General features: G+C 72.4%; 17 protein-coding genes. 5 read left to right on the forward strand and 12 right to left on the reverse strand.

Features of this window, described 5'->3' with window-relative positions; genetic code table 11:
• The first annotated feature begins 200 nt into the window (after nt 1-200).
• Complete coding sequence (locus tag LQK93_RS01115) at nt 201-731, forward strand: SigE family RNA polymerase sigma factor (RefSeq protein WP_374969744.1); 531 nt, start codon at nt 201-203, stop codon at nt 729-731.
• Nucleotides 728-2029 carry a hypothetical protein gene (locus LQK93_RS01120; RefSeq protein ID WP_374969745.1) on the forward strand — a complete coding sequence of 434 codons (1302 nt, stop codon included), beginning with the start codon at nt 728-730 and terminating at the stop codon, nt 2027-2029. The genes LQK93_RS01115 and LQK93_RS01120 overlap by 4 nt, the downstream gene beginning before the upstream one ends.
• Before the next feature lie 59 nt (nt 2030-2088).
• Here the strand turns inward: LQK93_RS01120 and LQK93_RS01125 are convergent, their stop codons facing one another.
• From LQK93_RS01125 to LQK93_RS01160, 8 genes are all read right to left on the reverse strand, one after another.
• Nucleotides 2089-2232, reverse strand: a complete 144-nt coding sequence (locus LQK93_RS01125; RefSeq protein WP_374969746.1) for a hypothetical protein — start codon at nt 2230-2232, stop codon at nt 2089-2091.
• 41 nt (nt 2233-2273) lie between these two features.
• On the reverse strand, nt 2274-2639 hold the full coding sequence (locus tag LQK93_RS01130) for a VOC family protein (RefSeq protein ID WP_374969747.1): 366 nt from the start codon (nt 2637-2639) through the stop codon (nt 2274-2276).
• A 51-nt stretch (nt 2640-2690) separates the two neighbouring features.
• The gene (gene era, locus LQK93_RS01135) at nt 2691-3665 is read right to left on the reverse strand and encodes a GTPase Era (protein ID WP_374969748.1); all 975 of its coding nucleotides are present in this window, start codon (nt 3663-3665) and stop codon (nt 2691-2693) included.
• Entirely contained in the window at nt 3646-4971 is a 1326-nt protein-coding gene (locus tag LQK93_RS01140) for a hemolysin family protein (RefSeq protein ID WP_374969749.1), read from the reverse strand. The genes era and LQK93_RS01140 overlap by 20 nt, the downstream gene beginning before the upstream one ends.
• Before the next feature lie 27 nt (nt 4972-4998).
• Nucleotides 4999-5466, reverse strand: coding sequence for an rRNA maturation RNase YbeY (gene ybeY / locus LQK93_RS01145; protein ID WP_374969750.1), 468 nt, complete (start codon nt 5464-5466; stop codon nt 4999-5001).
• Nucleotides 5463-6536, reverse strand: a complete 1074-nt coding sequence (locus tag LQK93_RS01150; RefSeq protein WP_374971426.1) for a PhoH family protein — start codon at nt 6534-6536, stop codon at nt 5463-5465. The genes ybeY and LQK93_RS01150 overlap by 4 nt, the downstream gene beginning before the upstream one ends.
• 193 nt (nt 6537-6729) lie before the next feature.
• Entirely contained in the window at nt 6730-8262 is a 1533-nt protein-coding gene (locus tag LQK93_RS01155; protein ID WP_374969751.1) for a S10 family peptidase, read from the reverse strand.
• Complete coding sequence (locus tag LQK93_RS01160; protein WP_374969752.1) at nt 8259-8618, reverse strand: HIT domain-containing protein; 360 nt, start codon at nt 8616-8618, stop codon at nt 8259-8261. Before LQK93_RS01160 ends, LQK93_RS01155 begins: the two co-directional genes overlap by 4 nt.
• A 78-nt stretch (nt 8619-8696) precedes the next feature.
• Between LQK93_RS01160 and LQK93_RS01165 the strand changes: the two genes are divergently transcribed.
• Together LQK93_RS01165 and LQK93_RS01170 are read left to right on the forward strand one after the other, a co-directional pair.
• Nucleotides 8697-9317, forward strand: a complete 621-nt coding sequence (locus tag LQK93_RS01165) for an RNA polymerase sigma factor (protein WP_374969753.1) — start codon at nt 8697-8699, stop codon at nt 9315-9317.
• Nucleotides 9314-10546, forward strand: a complete 1233-nt coding sequence (locus LQK93_RS01170; RefSeq protein ID WP_374969754.1) for a Gmad2 immunoglobulin-like domain-containing protein — start codon at nt 9314-9316, stop codon at nt 10544-10546. The genes LQK93_RS01165 and LQK93_RS01170 overlap by 4 nt, the downstream gene beginning before the upstream one ends.
• A 105-nt stretch (nt 10547-10651) precedes the next feature.
• Here LQK93_RS01170 and LQK93_RS01175 read toward each other — a convergent pair whose 3' ends face one another.
• The 3 genes from LQK93_RS01175 to hrcA form a co-directional block, all read right to left on the reverse strand.
• A complete protein-coding gene (locus LQK93_RS01175) occupies nt 10652-11395 on the reverse strand; it encodes a 16S rRNA (uracil(1498)-N(3))-methyltransferase (protein ID WP_374969755.1) in 744 nt (247 codons plus the stop codon).
• A gap of 19 nt (nt 11396-11414) precedes the next feature.
• Entirely contained in the window at nt 11415-12548 is a 1134-nt protein-coding gene (gene dnaJ / locus LQK93_RS01180) for a molecular chaperone DnaJ (protein WP_374969756.1), read from the reverse strand.
• Between the two features lie 100 nt (nt 12549-12648).
• Nucleotides 12649-13710 (reverse strand): heat-inducible transcriptional repressor HrcA, encoded by a 1062-nt coding sequence (hrcA, locus tag LQK93_RS01185; protein ID WP_374969757.1) that lies wholly within the window; start codon nt 13708-13710, stop codon nt 12649-12651.
• 207 nt (nt 13711-13917) lie between these two features.
• Here hrcA and LQK93_RS01190 point away from each other — a divergent pair, with 207 nt between their 5' ends.
• Nucleotides 13918-14802 (forward strand): DUF3097 domain-containing protein, encoded by an 885-nt coding sequence (locus LQK93_RS01190; RefSeq protein WP_374969758.1) that lies wholly within the window; start codon nt 13918-13920, stop codon nt 14800-14802.
• A 34-nt stretch (nt 14803-14836) separates the two neighbouring features.
• Here LQK93_RS01190 and LQK93_RS01195 read toward each other — a convergent pair whose 3' ends face one another.
• Nucleotides 14837-16522: a CHAP domain-containing protein gene (locus LQK93_RS01195; protein WP_374969759.1), complete on the reverse strand. Its 1686-nt coding sequence runs from the start codon at nt 16520-16522 to the stop codon at nt 14837-14839.
• Nucleotides 16523-16599 lie beyond the last annotated feature (77 nt).

A 16599-nucleotide genomic window follows, 5' to 3' on the forward strand; every position in this document is an offset into this window, starting at 1 on the left:
GATCGTGAGACTTCCCGTGCCGAGGCGTGGGCCCTGTGGGCCCGCGTCAGCTGCGATGGCCAGAGCGAGAGGGCCTGTCCGCAGGCGTCGACTCCTGGCACTCCCTACATCCGAGCCGCTTCCGGGTGCAACCTTCCGGCGAGCGGCGACGTGCAAGGGATGACACGATGCACCGTCGTCGGACAGGGGAAAGGATCTCGATGCACCCATCGCCGGTCGACGAGGAGTTCACCTCCTTCGTCGCCGCCCACTCGATGGCCCTGCTGCGCTACGCCCACCTGCTCACCGGCTGTCCCGCGGACGCGGAGGAGCTGCTGCAGGACACCCTCGAGCGCGTGTACCTCTCATGGGACAGGGTCGTTCGTGCGGGGATGCCCGTGGCCTACACGAGAAGCGCACTGGCCCGGAACCACATCTCGCGGTGGCGACGCCTCACCCGACGCAGGGCCACCGAGGAGCGGACCTCGTCCGACCGTTCTCTCGGGCGCGGTGAAGGGTTCAGCACCGCCCCCGAGGAGCGCGACGCGATGTGGCGCCTCCTCGCCACGCTGCCGCCCCGTCAGCGGGTCGTGCTCGTCCTGCGTTTCTACGAAGACCTGCCGGAGAAGGACATAGCCGACGCTCTCGGTGTGTCGGTCGGCACGGTCAAGAGCCAGCTCTCGCGTGGCCTGTCGACCCTGCGCACCCGGCACGCCCTGGCCGAGCGCCCACTCCAGGAGGAGCTGCGATGACCGACCCCACCACGACGGCGCTCGCGGAGACCCTGCGCGAGCACGACAGCGACCTCGGTGCGACGCTGCTTGCCGCAGACATCATGGGCCGCGCTCGTCGCCGGCGATCGGTGCGCCGAGCAGTGGGCGTCGCAACCGCCCTCGCTGTGACGACGACCGTGACGGCAGTCGTCGTCTCGGTCCTCCCCGGGCCCACGCGAGGTGCGCCCGCTCCTGCACGGACCATGCCCATCTCCACCGTGCCCACTCGCTCGGCCTCGACGAGCACCCCTGCGCGCGAGCAGGACGCGGCGTGGACGTGGGTGTCGCGGTTGCCGGCCGGCGGTGAGTTCTCGCCCATCTGGCTCGGTCCGGACGCCCCCGCAGCGCACGGGCGGATGACCGTCACGACCAAGGGGAGGACACACCGACTCGGCAACGAGCCCGGCCGCGTCCTCTACGTGCGGTCGGTCGGGCAGCCCGGCTGGGACACGCCCCAGTCCTTCCTCGTCGTCGGGCTCCTCGACTCGGGCGACGAGGTCGCCTGGTCACTCAGTGAGGCCGGGCCGGCCGTCCGCGAGCTGTGGCGAGGCCGCCATGTCGTCGATGCCCTCACCGTCCCCGGAGGGGTGGCCCTGCTGGTCGGTCCTGGTGCAGACCACGCCACCGGACTGGCGATCTTCGACGCCGCCCGTGGCGGGCGCCGCACCGACGTCGACCTGCCGACGTCACGACCGACGAGGCCGCGACTCGCCACGTGGAAGAACGGGCAGATCACCGTCGTCGACGCTCAGGTGCCCGACGCCCAGGAGGGCGCCGGAGCTCCGGTGAGCCGGCCTGCGACCTACGACCTGGCTTCTCGCAGCTGGACGGCCGGCGCCCCGGCCCGATGGTTCGGCGTGGCCGCGGCGGACGCCGGCTCCTACGCGCCCGAGCGGACCGTGGTGATGCTCGGCGCGGCCGGCGATTCCGAGGTGTGTGCCCACTGGATGGACGGGACAGCGGTGGAGCCGGACGAGATCGCCTGCGGCGCGTCCGTCGAAGCCCACGTCTCACCGGGTGCCGAGCGGGTGCTGGTACTGACGCATCCCGCCGGGACGAAAGGGATGCGGCCGCTCGTGCTCGGCCTGGCCCTCGGCACAGCGTCGGTGGCGCTACCGGTGGACGAGGTCTCCGACGCCCTCTTGTGGGAGTCGGGCAGCACGCTGGTCGGGCGCACGGTCGACCCCGACACCGGAGATCCGGTCGGCTTCCGCATCGACCTCGGCAAGGGGCAGCAGAACGAGCAGCTCCCCGCGCCGCCGCCGAGCGGTTCCTGAAGGCTCCGGTCGGGCGGCCAAGCGTCGGCGCGGCGCCGCGGCAGGGTGGAGTGCCTCGGTCACGCCGGTGGACGGCTGTCGTCCACCGGCGGGGAGACGTCCTCGTCGCGCGCGTCGGCGATCTGCTCCTCGGGACGCGGGGGCACGGTCTGGTCGTCCTCGAGGACCTCGAGCTCGTGGTCGTGCGCGGCTGTCTCCATCATGTCCGCCTCCTCGGAGGGAGTGTACGACCGCAGGGTCGCCGTCAGGCGCGCTGGCAGACCATCAGCGCGTTGCCGTCCGGGTCCTCGAACTGGACGAAGACGACGCTGCCGATGTCCTCGACGTCCGAGGTGATCGTGACCCCGAGCCGGCGCAGGTGGGCGACGGTGGCTGCCATGTCGTCGGTCCAGAGGAAGAAGCGCGGCGGGCCTGACGGCGTGTGATCGGTTCGGTTCGCGTCGAGGGCGAGGCGGGTCTCCCCGTCGCTGGGGATGTCGTAGATGGTGCCGCCGTGGGTGGCCTCACCCGGCTCGAAACCGAGCAGGGCCGCATACCACCCGATCGCCGCGGGCATGTCGCGCACGGGGACGAAGACCTGGCCGACACGGCGCTGGATGGGGCTGCTCATCGCGGCAGGCTAGACGACGCGCCCGCGAGCGCGAAATCCGTTGGCGCGCAGTCAGAAACCGAGGCGCTGCAGCTGCTTGGGGTCGCGCTGCCAGTCCTTGGCGACCTTGACGTGCAGGTCGAGGTAGACCTTCTGGCCGAGGAGCGCCTCGATGCCCCGGCGGGCGTTCGTGCCGACCTCGCGCAGCCGGGAGCCGCCGCGCCCGATGACGATGGCCTTCTGGCTCGGACGCTCCACGAAGACGTTGACGCGCACGTCGAGCAGCGGGTTGTCCTCCGGCCGGCCCTCGCGCGGCACCATCTCCTCGACGACGACGGCGAGCGAGTGGGGCAGCTCGTCGCGCACGCCCTCGAGCGCCGCCTCGCGGACCAGCTCGGCGATCATCACCATCTCGGGCTCGTCGGTGAGCACGCCATCGGGGTAGAGCTGCGGCGAGCGGGGCAGGAACGAGGCGAGGACGTCGCGGACCTCCTCGACCTGGCTTCCCGAGACTGCCGAGCAGGGGATGATGGCGTCCCACTCCCCCAGCCGGTCGATCGCGATGAGGTGCTCGGCGAGCCGCTCACGGTCGACGGCATCGGCCTTGGTGGCGATGGCGACCACCGGACGACGGCGCACCGAGCGCAGCTCCTTGAGCTCGTTCGCGATGAACGTGTCGCCGGGCCCGATGCGCTGGTCGGCGGGCAGGCAGAAGCCGATGACGTCGACCTCGAGGAGCGTCTCGCGGACGAGGTCGTTGAGCCGCTCGCCGAGCAGGGTGCGCGGCTTGTGCAGGCCGGGGGTGTCGACGAGGATCACCTGCGCCGTCGGCGTCGTGGCGATGCCGCGGATGGTGTGCCGGGTCGTCTGCGGTTTCGAGCTCGTGATGGCGACCTTCTGGCCGACCAGGGCGTTGGTCAGGGTCGACTTGCCCGCGTTGGGCCGGCCCACGAGGCAGGCGAACCCCGCCCGGTAGTCCTCGGAGCGGCCACCGGGGAGGGCGCCCGCGCCCTCGCTCTGCGTGGGTTCAGCGTCCTGGGTGCCCATGGGCGTCCTCCGTCTTGGTGTGCGCCTCGGTGACTTCCGTGTCGTCGTCCGGCGCCGACACGCGGTGCACGATGACCGACGCGACCCGGTGGCGGCGTCCGGCCATCCGTTCGGCCGTCAGCTCCAGCCCAGCGACCGTACCGGACGACCCGACGATCGGCACCCGCCCGATGACCTTGGTGAGCAGGCCACCCACGGTGTCGACGTCGTCCTCGTCGATGGTCACGTCGAACAGCTCGGCGAGGTCGTCGATGTCCATCGACGCCGGCACCCGGAGCGTGCCGTCCTCGAGCTGCTCGACGCCGGGAGCCTCACGGTCGTGCTCGTCGGCGATCTCGCCGACGATCTCCTCGATGATGTCCTCGATCGTGATGAGCCCCGCCGTCCCGCCGTACTCGTCGACGACGATCGCGAAGTGGCTCTGCTCGAGCTGCATCTCCCGCAGCAGGTCGTCGACGGGCTTGCTCTCGGGCACGAAGTGCATGGGCCGCATCACCTCGGTGGCCGGGTGGCGCCCGTCCTCCGGGGCGGCGTTGAGGCGGCGGGCGACGTCCTTGAAGTAGAGCAGGCCGCGCACGTCGTCGCTGTCCTCGCCGATGACCGGGATGCGGGAGAACCCGGAGCGGAGGAAGAGGGACATGGCGCTGCGCAGGCTCTTGTCGGCGTCGATCGTCACCATGTCGGTGCGCGGGACCATGACGGCCCGGGCCACCGTGTCGCCGAGCTCGAAGACGGAGTGGATCATCTCGCGCTCGTCGGCCTCGATGACGTCGGTGTCGCCCGCCATGTCGACCAGGTCGCGCAGCTCGGACTCCGTCTGGAACGGCCCGTCGGTGTAGCCCTTGCCCGGGGTCACGGCGTTCCCGAGCACGACGAGCAGCTTGGCGAGCGGACCGAGCACGCGGCGCAGGGCGACGGCGAACGGCGCGCTCCAGAGCGCCACCGTGTCGTAGTTCTGCCGGCCCAGCGTGCGCGGGGACACCCCGACGACCACGAAGGAGACGACGGCCATGATGGCGATGCTGGTCAGGGCTCGGCTCCACGTCGACTCCAGCCGTGCCGCGACGGCCAGCGTGACGAGGACGGCCGCGGTCGCCTCGGCGACGACGCGCAGGAAGGCGATGACCGACAGGTAGGGCGGCGAGTCGCCGACCACGGTGACCAGTGACCTGGCCCCCGACCGGCCCTCGTCGAAGAGCTCCTGGGCTCGCACGCGCGACATCCGGAAGATGGCGGCCTCGGCGGCCGCCAGCAGGAACGCCACGACGATGCTGATCAGGGCCGGGAGGGCGAACTGCGGGAGCATCTCGTTCTCTCGAGTCGGGGCCGGCGCTCAGGCGCTCGGTCGGTTGCGCGTGGCGAGGAACGTGAGCAGCAGCTGGCGTTGCAGCTCGAACATCTCGCGTTCCTCGTCGGGCTCGGCGTGGTCGTAGCCGAGCAGGTGCAGGATGCCGTGCGTCGTCAGCAGCAGCATCTCCTCGATGGGCGCGTGACCGGCCTCGGCCGCCTGCTTCGTGGCGACCGAGGGGCACAGGACGATGTCACCGAGCGTGCCCTCCTCGGGCTCCTGGCCCTCGCGACCGGGCCGCAGCTCGTCCATGGGGAAGCTCATGACGTCGGTGGGACCGGGCAGGTCCATCCACTGCACGTGGAGGACCTCCATGGCGTCCTCGTCGACCAGCTTGATGCACAGGTCGGCCTGCGGGTGCACGCGCATCTGCTCCATGACGTATGCCGCACAGGCCAGCAGCTCGAGCGCGTCGACGTCGTGGTCGGTCTCGTTGAGGACGTCGATGCTCACGCCGGGTCCTCCTGGGCCAGCGCCTCGTCGGGCGACGAGCCCGATGGTGCCGACGACCCACCCGAGGTGGCCGACGCACTGCGCGACCGCGTCCGCTTGGCCGCCGTCGGCCCGCCCCGCTCACCCTCGGCGCCACGGCGCGCGGCCCGCTTGCGGTCGCGGGCGTCGGTGCGGTCGTAGGCGTCGACGATCGCGCTGACGAGCCGGTGGCGTACGACGTCGTGCGAGGTGAGCTCGGCGAAGTGGATGTCCTCGACGTCACCGAGGATGTCGCGCACGGCCCGGAGCCCGGAGCGGGTCCCCCCGGGCAGGTCGACCTGGGTGATGTCGCCGGTGACGACCATCTTGGACCCGAAGCCCAGGCGCGTGAGGAACATCTTCATCTGCTCGCCCGAGGTGTTCTGCGCCTCGTCGAGGATGATGAAGGCGTCGTTGAGCGAGCGGCCGCGCATGTACGCGAGCGGGGCGACCTCGATCGTGCCGGAGGCCATCAGCTTGGGGATGGTCTCGGGCGAGACCATGTCGTGCAGCGCGTCGTAGAGCGGCCGCAGGTAGGGGTCGATCTTGTCGTTGAGCGTCCCCGGCAGGAAGCCCAGCCGCTCCCCCGCCTCGACAGCCGGTCGCGTGAGGATGATGCGGTTGACCTGCTTGGCCTGCAGGGCCGCCACGGCCTTGGCCATGGCGAGGTAGGTCTTGCCGGTGCCGGCCGGGCCGATGCCGAAGACGATGGTGTGCTGGTCGATCGCGTCGACGTAGCGCTTCTGGTTGAGCGTCTTGGGTCGGATGGTACGGCCGCGGTTGCTGACGATGTTCATCGTCAGCACGTCGGCGGGACGCTCCACCGTCTGGCTGCGCAGCATCGAGATCGAGCGCTCCACCGCGTCGCGGTTGAGCGGCTGGCCGGTCTCGACGATGACGAGCAGCTCGTCGACGAGGCTGTCGATGATCTCGAGCTCGCCCGCCGGCCCGGTGAAGGTCATCTCGTTGCCGCGCACGTGGGTGTCGACGAGCGGGAACTGGCGCTCCATCGTGCGCAGCAGCTCGTCACGCGGGCCGAGCAGGGTCACCATCTCGATCGGCGGCGGGATCTCCCGGGTCAGCACCCGGCCGGCACCACGACCAGCAGCTGCGCTCCGGGCGCCTGCGGGGCGTCCTGCGGTGTCGCTGTCGAGGTCGCTGTCGAGGTCTCGATCGAGGTCGCTGTCGAGGTGGCCGTCGGGCTCGGATGGTCGTGGCTGCGCATCATTCATCGTGGACACGAGTCTACGTGTCGCGGCTCGCGCTCCTCACCACGAAATCCGCCAGTTCTGCGCTCTGCCGCAGCCGCGACGGCTCGTGCACGTACATCATGTGCCCGGCCTCGTAGTACGCGTGCTCGACGTTCGCGAGCCGGTCCTCGGGCAGCTGCAGGTGCGCGACCACGTCCTCCGCCGCGAAGTGGGGCGTCGCCCCGTCGTAGTAGCCGTAGGCGATGTGCACCTTCAGGTGCGGGTTCTGCCGCATGGCCCGCTCCAGCTTCGGGGAGACGTCGACCGGCCGGCCCTCGAAGTCCTTGAAGGACCACGGGTGCACGAGCCGCGAGATCTGCTCGTAGTGCAGGTCGCTGCGGTAGCCGAGCTCGTCGCGGACGTAGTGGTTCCAGGCGGCGGCATACGGCCCGGTGAGCGCGTCGTGCGAGGGGTCGGCGTCCATGTTCTCGGCGATGGCGGCAGCGGCGGGCCCGGTGTAGCGGGCGTCGAGCCGGCCCACGGACAGCCGCTGGTCCCGCAGCAGCTCGGTGAAGTAGCGCCAGTGCTCGATGCGCAGGTCGGCGCGGTCGACGTAGTCCTCGGTGAGGCCGGACAGGCGGGCCACGGTCGACACCGCCTCGGCGCGCTCCGCCGCCGTGAGCCGGTTGCCGCGCGACAGCACCCACGGGTAGTCGCGGGCCGCATACGCCTCTGCCTCGTCCAGCACGTCGCGGAGGGAGCGCCCGGCGTGCTTGCCGTGGAAGTGGGCCACGGCGGCATACGTCGGCAGGTAGAGGGCGTGGGCGCGGTCGTTGCGCTGGTTCTCGAAGTCCACCGAGCTGAGGTCGAGGACGCTGCTGATGAGGACGAGCCCGTTGAGGTACATCCCGTAGCGGGACTGGAGGTGCTCGGCGAGCGCGGCGCCGCGCAGGGTGCCGTAGGACTCGCCGGCGACGAACTTCGGCGACATCCAGCGTCCGTTGCGCGAGGTCCAGAGGCGGATGAGCTCGGCGACGGACTCCACGTCCTTCTGGTAGCTGTGGTACTCGCCCGGTTTGCCGCCCTCGACGGCGCGGGAGTAGCCGGTCGACATGGGGTCGATGAAGACGAGGTCGCTGACGGTGAGCAGGGACTCGGGGTTGTCGACGAGGTCGTAGGGCGGCGGCACGAGGGCGCCCACGTCGCCGCTGACGACCCGCCGCGGGCCGAGCAGGCCCAGGTGCAGCCAGACGCTCGAGCTGCCGGGGCCGCCGTTGAAGGCGAAGGTCACCGGCCGGGTGCGCGCGTCGGCGTCGTCGAGGACGTAGCTCGTCATGGACAGCTCCGCCCGCGCCTTGTGGCCGCCGAACGTGCCGTCCTTGTGCTCCTCCTCGCGCAGCACGACGCGGCCGGTCGTCGCGGTGTAGCGCAGGCCGCGGCGGCCGACCTTGAGGGTGTGGTGGGTGGTGACCAGGTCGTCGACGGGCTCCGCCGGCTTGGTGACCGCCGCGTCGTCCTTCGCCACGGCGCCGGCGGGTGCCTCGTCGCCCTGGGCCTTCTCCTCCGAGCCGTCCAGCTCGCCGCTCACACCATCCGCCCCTCGGTGAAGGTGGCACCGCCGAGGACGTGCACGTGCGCGTGGAAGACCGTCTGTCCGGCGCCCGGCCCGGTGTTGACGATCATCCGGTGGGCGCCCGCGACCCCCTCCAGCTCGGCCACCTGCGCGGCGAGCCGGAAGACGTCGGCCAGGTCGTCCGCCGAGGCAGCCGCGAGCGCCCCCACCGTGGGCTCGTGCCGACGGGGCACCACGAGCACGTGGACCGGCGCGGTCGGGCTGATGTCCCGGAAGGCGATGGACCGCTCGGTCTCGGCGACCCGGTCCGACGGGATCTCGCCGGCGACGATCTTGCAGAAGAGGCAGTCACTGGAGGTCTGCGAGGTCATGACTGCACCCTAGGACGTCGGCAGGCATGTCAACCTTCGCGTCCCCGAACGCGTCTACCGTCCGTGAGAACGTTGGGTATGCCGGCCGGCCAGCTCAGCGACCCCTGCCCCGACCCCCGGCCCGACCCCCGGCCTGACCTCCACGGCACTCCCTCGCGGCCGGGCCCCGACCTTCCGGGCGACCCGGACGTCGCGGTGACCGAGCTCTACGACGCGCACTGGCACCGGCTCGTGCGCCTCGCCTGGCTGCTGCTGCGCGACCAGCTCGCCGCCGAGGACGTCGTGCAGGACGCCTTCGTCGCCACGCACCGCAACTGGGCCTCCATCCGGGACGGCGGCCGCGTCGTCGGCTACCTGCACGCGGCCGTCGTCAACGGGTGCCGCTCGGTCCAGCGGCACCAGGTGGTGGTCGACCGACAGAACGCCCGCGACGCCGCGGCCGCGGACGCGCACGGTCGAGTCGACCACGGCAGCGCGGAGGTCGAGGCCCTGAGGTCGGCCGAGCGTGCCGCCATCGCCCGCGCCCTCCACGCCCTGCCGGCCCGCCAACGCGAGGTCCTCGTGCTGCGCTACTACGCCGACCTGTCCGAGGCGCAGATCGCCGCCGCGCTCGAGATCTCGCCCGGAGCCGTGAAGACCCACGCCCACCGTGGCCTCACGAGCCTGCGCCGAACCATCGACCCCCTGGAGCTGTCATGAACCCCGTCCCCACCGGATCCTTCCGCGGCGCCGAGGACGAGCCCGACGGGACCCCCGTGAAGAGCGGGAACAGCGGCATCGACCGCGGACTGGGACCGACCGAGGACCGCCTGCGCCGAGCGCTCGAGCAGGACGCCCGGTCGGTCACCCCCAGCCACCGGCTCGGGGCGATCCTCGCCGACGCGCACGGGGAGTCCTTCTCCTCCGTCCGGGGCGGGTCGTCCGGGTCACCGGAAGGGGTGGAGAGCCGGCACCGGCGCTGGCTGCTCCCCGCCGCGGCGGCCGCCGCCGCCCTGCTCGTGGCGGGGACCCTGTGGGCGGTCAACCGGCCTCCCGTGCAGGCGCCGCCGGTCGCGGCGACGGCGCCGACCGCGACGACGCCACCCGCGACCGCCCCGACACCGTCCGGCAGCCCGTCGAGCATCCCCACGCAGACGGCCGAGCCGACCTCACCGCCTCCGACGGTGCCGGCGTCCGCCAGCGCTGTCCCGCCTCCCGCCACCGTCCCGGTCAGCGTCCCGGTCTACTACCTGGGGCCCGTCGCGAGCGGGGCCCCGGTCCGCCTCTTCCGTGAGTTCGTGACCACGACGGCGGGCGCACCGGCGACGAGCCAGAGCAGAGTCCTCGCCGCCCTTCGCCTGGCGATGGGCACGCCGCCGGCCGGCGCGCCCTACCGCTCGGCCTGGAACGGCGTGTCGCCGCAGTCCGTGCTCCTCGGCCCCGGGGGCATCACCGTCCGGTTGTCGTCCGGCAGCGCTTCGGCCGAGCCGCTCGCGACCGAGCAGCTGGTGTGGACCGTGCAGGCCGCGCTCGGCAAGACGCTCCCCGTCAGGTTCACCCTCGCCGACGGCGGCTCCCAGATCTCGCCCGGGCACCCCGTGACGTCGTCCTACACGCGGCCCACCGACCCGATGGCGGTGCTCGACCAGGTGGCACCCATCTGGGTGGACGAGCCGGCCCGCGGGTCCGTCGTCACGGCAGGCGCACCCCTTCGGGTCACGGGCGTCGCGAGCACCTTCGAGGCGACCGTCGAGTGGGAGCTGCTCCGGAACGGCAGGCGCGTCGACAAGGGGGTCACCACCGCGGCCCAGTCCGCGCCGGCGCGGGCGCCCTACGCCTTCTCGACCAAGCCCGTGCCCGCCGGCAGCTACGTGCTGCGCGTCTTCGAGGGCAGCGCCAAGGACGGCAGCACCGTGGCGGAGCAGCGCGTCCCCCTGACCGCGCGCTGACCCACGCACCCTGGGTCGAGGTGATCGCGACCCTCCCAAGGGCGCGGTCTCACCTCCACCGATCGGCCCGCAGCGACCGGCGTATGCCGTCGCCGCCGTGGGCGATCAGCGCCAGCGGGTGTGGGCGCTGAGGACGGCGAGCGCCGCCGGGCCTGCGGACGAGGCGCGCAGGATCGTCGAGCCGAGCCGGACGGGCCGGGCACCAGCTGCGCTGAGCGCATCCAGCTCTCGTGGGGTGATCCCGCCCTCCGGACCGACGACGACGAGCACGTCACCGGAGCCGGGTAGCTCCACGGAGGCGAGCGGCTCGGTGGCGTCCTCGTGGAGGACGAGGGTGAGGGCCGCGTCGTGCACCCGGGCGGCGAGCGCGTCGAGGCCGACCACGGAGGTCGTCGCCGGCATACGTGCGCGCCGGGACTGCTTGGTCGCCCGGGTCACGACGGCCGCCCACTTGGCGAGCGACTTCGCTGCCCGGTCACCGCGCCAGACGACGACCGACCGGTCGGCCTGCCACGGCACGACCTCGTCGACCCCGAGCTCGGTGGCCGCCTCGACCGCCTGCTCGTCGCGGTCGCCCTTGGCCAGCGCCTGGACGAGGACGAGTCGCGGCGCGGGCTCCGGCTCGTCGGTCACGTCGAGCACCCTGCCCCGCACCCACGAGCGGTCGACCTCGGTGGCCTCGAGCAGCACCCGTCGCCCGGCGCCGTCCGCCACGAAGCAGCGCTCGCCGGGGCGCACGCGCACGACCGTGGCCGCGTGACGGCCCTCGTCGCCGTCGAGCAGCAGGGAGGCGCCGACGACGGCCTGGGCGACCGTCGCGGGCTCTCCCAGGAAGAGCTGGTGGGTCACCGCGCGCTCACGGGGAGGGTCACTTCTCCTTGAAGGCGTCGCGCAGCTTGCCGAACAGCCCCTTGTTGGCCGGCGTGAGGCGACCCTGGGGGCTGTCCTCGCCGCGCAGGACCGCGAACTGCCGCAGCAGCTCCTCCTGCTCCTCGGTGAGCCGGGTCGGCGTCTGCACCGTGGCGTGCACGAGCAGGTCGCCGCGGCCGCCGTGACGCAGGTGCGTCACCCCGAGGCCGCGCAGGGTGAGGACGTCGCCGCTCTGGGTGCCGGGCTTGATCTCGAGGTCCTGCATGCCGTCGAAGGTCGACAGCTTGAAGCTCGTGCCCAGCGCAGCCGCGGCCATGGGCAGCTCGACGCTGCAGTGCAGGTCGTCGCCCCGGCGGGTGTACGTCTCGTGGTTGACGACGCGGATCTCGACGTAGAGGTCGGCGCTGGGGCCGTTGCCGGGACCGACCTCGCCCTCGCCGGTCAGCTGGATGCGGGTTCCGGTGTCGACGCCGGCCGGCACCTTGAGCTTGAGGGTGCGCCGCGTGCGCACGCGGCCGTCACCGGAGCAGTCGTGGCAGGGGTCGGTCAGCGTCGAGCCGAAGCCCTGGCAGTTGACGCAGGGGCGCGAGGTCATGACCTGGCCGAGGAAGCTGCGCTGGATCTGCTGCACCTCACCGGTGCCGTGGCAGATCGGACAGGTCTGGCGACCCGTGCCGGGCTCGGCACCGTCGCCGTCGCACCGCTTGCAGCCCACCGCCGTTTCGAGCGTCAGCTCCTCCTCGGAGCCGAAGACGGCCTTGGCCAGGTCGATGTCGAGCCGGACCAGGGCGTCCTGGCCGCGCTGCACCCGCGAACGCGGCCCGCGCGACCCTGCCGTGGCACCCGCGCCGAAGAAGGCGTCCATGACGTCGCTGAACGAGAACCCCTGACCCGCGCCGAAGCCCGCGCCACCACCGGTGGCGAAGGGGTCGGCACCCATGTCGAACGACTGCCGCTTCTGCGGGTCGGACAGCACGTCGTAGGCCTGCGACACCCGCTTGAACTCCTCCTCGGCCTCGGGGCCGGGGTTCACGTCTGGGTGCAGCTTGCGGGCCAGTCGACGGTAGGCCTTCTTGATCTCCTCCTGGCTCGCGTCGCGCGAGACCCCGAGGACGGCGTAGTAGTCGTTCAAGCTGGTTCCTTCGGTGTGTGCTCTTCGGTTCCGGTGCGGCCCGCGTCGGCGGACCGTCCGAGGTGGTGCTGGTCAGGTGGTGCTGGTCAGGTGGTGCTCGTCAGGTGGTCTGGTTGTCGTCGAGGATCTCGGAGACGTAGCGGGCGACGGCACGGACGGAGGCCATCGTCGTGGGGTAGTCCATGCGCGTCGGGCCGAGGACGCCCAGGCTCGCGACGCGCTCGGCTCCGGAGCCGTACCCCATCGACACGAGCGAGGTCGTCTGCAGGCCCGAGACGGGGTTCTCGGAGCCGATGCGCACCGAGACGAGGTCGGGGTCATCGCCCAGCTGACCGAGCAGGCGCAGCAGGGTCACGTGCTCCTCCAGCGCCTCGAGGATCGGGCCGATGGTGCGGGGGAAGTCGGCGCCGGAGCGGGCGAGGTTGGCCTGGCCGGCCAGGACGACGCGCTCCTCGCGCTCCTCCACGAGCGCGCCCCCGAGGGCCGAGACGACGGCCCGCATCGCGGCCCGGTCGCCGGCGTCGGTGCCGCTCTCGCCGTCGGTGTCCTCGACGAGGCGCCGCAGCCGGGTGGCTGCCACCGTGAACGGCACGCCGGCGGCCACCTCGTTGATGTGAGCGCGCATCGAGGCGACCAGCCCCTCGCCGTCGGGGCCCGCCAGGGAGCGGCCGGTGTCGACGACGCGCTGCTCGACCCGCCCCGTGTTGACGATCAGGACGATCATCAAATGGGTGGCGCCGAGGGGGACCAGCTCGATGTGCCGGACCGTCGAGCGGGTCAGCGACGGGTACTGCACCACCGCTACCTGGCGGGTCAGGCTCGCGAGGAGCCGCACGGTGCGGTCGACGACGTCGTCGAGGTCGACGGCGCCCTGCAGGAACTGGCTGATGGCGCGCCGCTCCCCCGGCCCCAGGGGCTTGATGGCGCTGAGCCGGTCGACGAAGAGGCGGTAGCCGGCGTCGGTGGGCACCCGGCCCGCCGACGTGTGCGGCGCGTGGATGAGGCCCTCCTCCTCCAGCAGCGCCATGTCGTTGCGCACGGTTGCCGCGCTGACACCGAGATGGTGCCGCTCGACGAGGGCCTTGCTACCGACGGGCTCGGAGGTCTGGACGTAGTCCTGAACGATGGCGCGCAGCACCATCAACCTGCGGTCCTCGCTCATCGCGTCCCTCCTTCACGGGTCTCGCACACGCCACGCATCGCCCCACGGGGCGCTCTGGCACTCTCGGTTGACGAGTGCCAAGTCTACGTGGTGCGCGTCGGATCTCCGATTCCGTCCAACGGTATGCCGGGACGCCTCGACCCGGGTGTGCCCGCGCCCGCGTGGCGGCCGGGGCGCAGCCGGCCGGGCGGCATACGCTCCCGTGTCGTGTCCCCCAACGACCGTTACGGATCAGACGTGCTCAGCGGCGACTGGCGTGCCCCGCGGCGTGGCCGCTCCACCCCCACCCCGGCCGAGCCGGACCTCGTCGTGGAGGAGGTGGAGACGGGCTGGGTCGGTGCGGTCGTGCGCGTCGAGAAGGCCGGCGGCATGCACGTGGTGCACCTCGAGGACCGCCGCGGTCGCACCAAGGCGTTCCCCCTCGGGCCTGGCTTCCTCCTCGACGGCGCGCCCGTCACGCTGACCCCACCCACCGCCGCCGCCGGGGCCGCGCTCGCGGCCGCGCGCAAGGCCGCGTCACGGACGGCGAGCGGGTCGGTGGCTGTCGAGGGCGTACGCGCCCGGGTCGCGAGCGGGTCGCGCATCTACGTCGAGGGCCGGCACGACGCCGAGCTCGTCGAGAAGGTGTGGGGAGACGACTTGCGCGTCGAGGGCGTCGTCGTCGAGCTCATGGACGGCGTCGACGACCTGGCGGGCATCATCGCCGAGTTCCAGCCGGGACCGGGACGGCGGATGGGCGTGCTCGTCGACCACCTCGTGCCCGGCACCAAGGAGGCGCGCATCGTCGAGCAGGCCCGGGCCCTTCCCGGGCTCGGCAGGCACGTGAAGATCCTCGGCCACCCCTACGTCGACGTCTGGCAGTCCGTGCGTCCCGAGCGCCTCGGCTGGCAGCAGTGGCCGGTCATCCCGCGCGGCACGTCGTGGAAGCACGGCATCTGCGCCGAGCTGGGCTGGGCCCATTCCAGCCAGGCCGACATCGCGCACGCGTGGAAGCGCATCCTGGGCACGGTGCGCACCTACGCCGACCTCGAGCCGACCCTCCTCGCGAGCGTCGAGGAGCTCATCGACTTCGTCACCGAGCCCGGGGCGTGAGCCAGGTCGGCCCGCTCACGCCCGGGCTACCGCGTCACCAGCGCACGTAGCCCTGGACGTCCACCATGAGGTAGGCGGCTGCCGACGTCTTGACCCGGACCTTCCCGTCGAGGCCGACCGGCACCAGGACGGTGTTGGTCACCGTGCGCCCGGACGAGTACTTGAGGCTGGCGTAGGGCGTCTCGGCCGAGCCGCTGGGGTAGGCCGTGACGTAGCCGGCGGCGGTCGGCGAGACCACCGTCACGGTCAGGAGCACGGCCCGCACCCCACTGGCCGGCACCCCCGCCTTGCCCACGACGGGCACGCTCGGGGCCTGGCCGGCAGCCACCCGGCCGACCGGGTAGCCCAGCCCGCTCTGGCTGTCGAGGATGCGGGTGGGTCCGACGGGCACCTGGTCGGCGCCGGTCGGCAGCCAGCCGACCACGTCGACGAGCACGTCGGTCTGGGCGCTCGAGCTGATCGACACCGCGCCGTTCGTCCCGAGGCGCGCCTCGACGAGTCCCGTGGCGGCACCCGCGGTCTCGTAGCGCACCTGCGGCGCGCCGGGACGCGTGGCGCCGGTCGGCCACGTCGTCAGCCACCCACCTGCGGCGGGCGCGGACGCGGAGACGTCGAGGAGCACGGCGGCCACACCCGTCGCCGGGATGCCGGCCTTGCCGGCCAGCGGCACCGTGAGTGTGCCACCGGCGGCCAGCCGCGCCTTCGGTGTCCCCACCCCCGTGCGCGTGTCGAGGACCCGCACCGGAGCGCCCCCGGACACGTAGCCGCCGCTCGGGGACCAGCCGACGAGATCGGCCGACAGGTCGGTCGCGGCCGAGGAGTAGATCCGCACCTTGCCGTTCACGCCCACGGGGCTCGAGACGAGGGTGGTCGTCACCCCGCCTGCGGCGTACGAGGCGGCGCGCGAGCCGGGTTGGGTCGTCCCGTCGGCGTGGGCGGTCAGGTAGCCGGGGGCGGACGGGGCGGTCGCGTTGACGTTGAGCAGCACGGTGGCGACGCCCGTCGACGGCACCCCGGCCCGACCCGTCACCTGCACGGTGACGGCCTTCCCGGCCTGGACCCGGGCCACCGGTGCCCCGATCCCGGTCTTGGTGTCGAGCAGCCGAGCCGGAGCGGCGACCTGCCACGCGCGCGTGTCGGTGGCGACCGTGGGGCCCTGGTCCTTGAGGTGGATGAAACCCTTGGGCCAGCGTCCACCCGTGAGCGTGACCCGGCGCCAGCGGAAGTCTCCACCCCAGTTGTCCTCGGAGACGATGATGTCGGAGGCCGAGAGCACCTGTTCTACGTAGGCGACGTGCCCGGTCGAGGAGAACGAGGAGTCCCACCAGGCGATGGAGCCCACGGCCGGGCTCGTGTTGGTCTGCGCCGGGAACGACGGGCCCCAGTTCAGGGCATTGCCGCTCAGGCTCGACGGCCTGACGTTGGGCAGGCCGTTCTTGACGAGGCGGTAGGCCACGTAGTTGGTGCAGTTGTGGCCCGTCGACTGTAGCCAGTAGCTCGTCGCGCCGGTGTCCTTGTAGCCCGCGTTCGCGTAGCCGGCGCCCTGGCAGGGGTCGTAGCCGGTGCACAGCACGATCCACTCGCTCGAGCGGGCGGGCCCGGCGAGACCGACGGTGGAGACCAGCACGGCCAGGGCGGTGAGCACGAGCGCGAGCCCGCGGCGGACGCGCGGACGCACGCGCGGGACGCCGGCAGCCTGGTCGGCAGGGGCCATGGGCATGTCGGTCTCCTGGGTTGCAGGTGAGGTGCACCCGCAATCTAGGACATAGGAACCATCCGGTGCGTCCTTTCCCAGAA

It is taken from the genome of Terrabacter sp. BE26 (assembly GCF_041941675.1).
Classification (GTDB): domain Bacteria; phylum Actinomycetota; class Actinomycetes; order Actinomycetales; family Dermatophilaceae; genus Terrabacter.

Bases quoted from the DNA above. Each gene is read 5' to 3' on its own strand.
- LQK93_RS01115 (WP_374969744.1), top strand. From the start codon at position 201: ATGCACCCATCGCCGGTCGACGAGGAGTTCACCTCCTTCGTCGCCGCC.
- LQK93_RS01120 (WP_374969745.1), top strand. From the start codon at position 728: ATGACCGACCCCACCACGACGGCGCTCGCGGAGACCCTGCGCGAGCAC.
- LQK93_RS01125 (WP_374969746.1), bottom strand. From the start codon at position 2,232: ATGATGGAGACAGCCGCGCACGACCACGAGCTCGAGGTCCTCGAGGAC.
- LQK93_RS01130 (WP_374969747.1), bottom strand. From the start codon at position 2,639: ATGAGCAGCCCCATCCAGCGCCGTGTCGGCCAGGTCTTCGTCCCCGTG.
- era (WP_374969748.1), bottom strand. From the start codon at position 3,665: ATGGGCACCCAGGACGCTGAACCCACGCAGAGCGAGGGCGCGGGCGCC.
- LQK93_RS01140 (WP_374969749.1), bottom strand. From the start codon at position 4,971: ATGCTCCCGCAGTTCGCCCTCCCGGCCCTGATCAGCATCGTCGTGGCG.
- LQK93_RS01150 (WP_374971426.1), bottom strand. From the start codon at position 6,536: ATGGTGACCCTGCTCGGCCCGCGTGACGAGCTGCTGCGCACGATGGAG.
- LQK93_RS01160 (WP_374969752.1), bottom strand. From the start codon at position 8,618: ATGACCTCGCAGACCTCCAGTGACTGCCTCTTCTGCAAGATCGTCGCC.
- LQK93_RS01165 (WP_374969753.1), top strand. From the start codon at position 8,697: ATGCCGGCCGGCCAGCTCAGCGACCCCTGCCCCGACCCCCGGCCCGAC.
- LQK93_RS01170 (WP_374969754.1), top strand. From the start codon at position 9,314: ATGAACCCCGTCCCCACCGGATCCTTCCGCGGCGCCGAGGACGAGCCC.
- hrcA (WP_374969757.1), bottom strand. From the start codon at position 13,710: ATGAGCGAGGACCGCAGGTTGATGGTGCTGCGCGCCATCGTTCAGGAC.
- LQK93_RS01195 (WP_374969759.1), bottom strand. From the start codon at position 16,522: ATGCCCATGGCCCCTGCCGACCAGGCTGCCGGCGTCCCGCGCGTGCGT.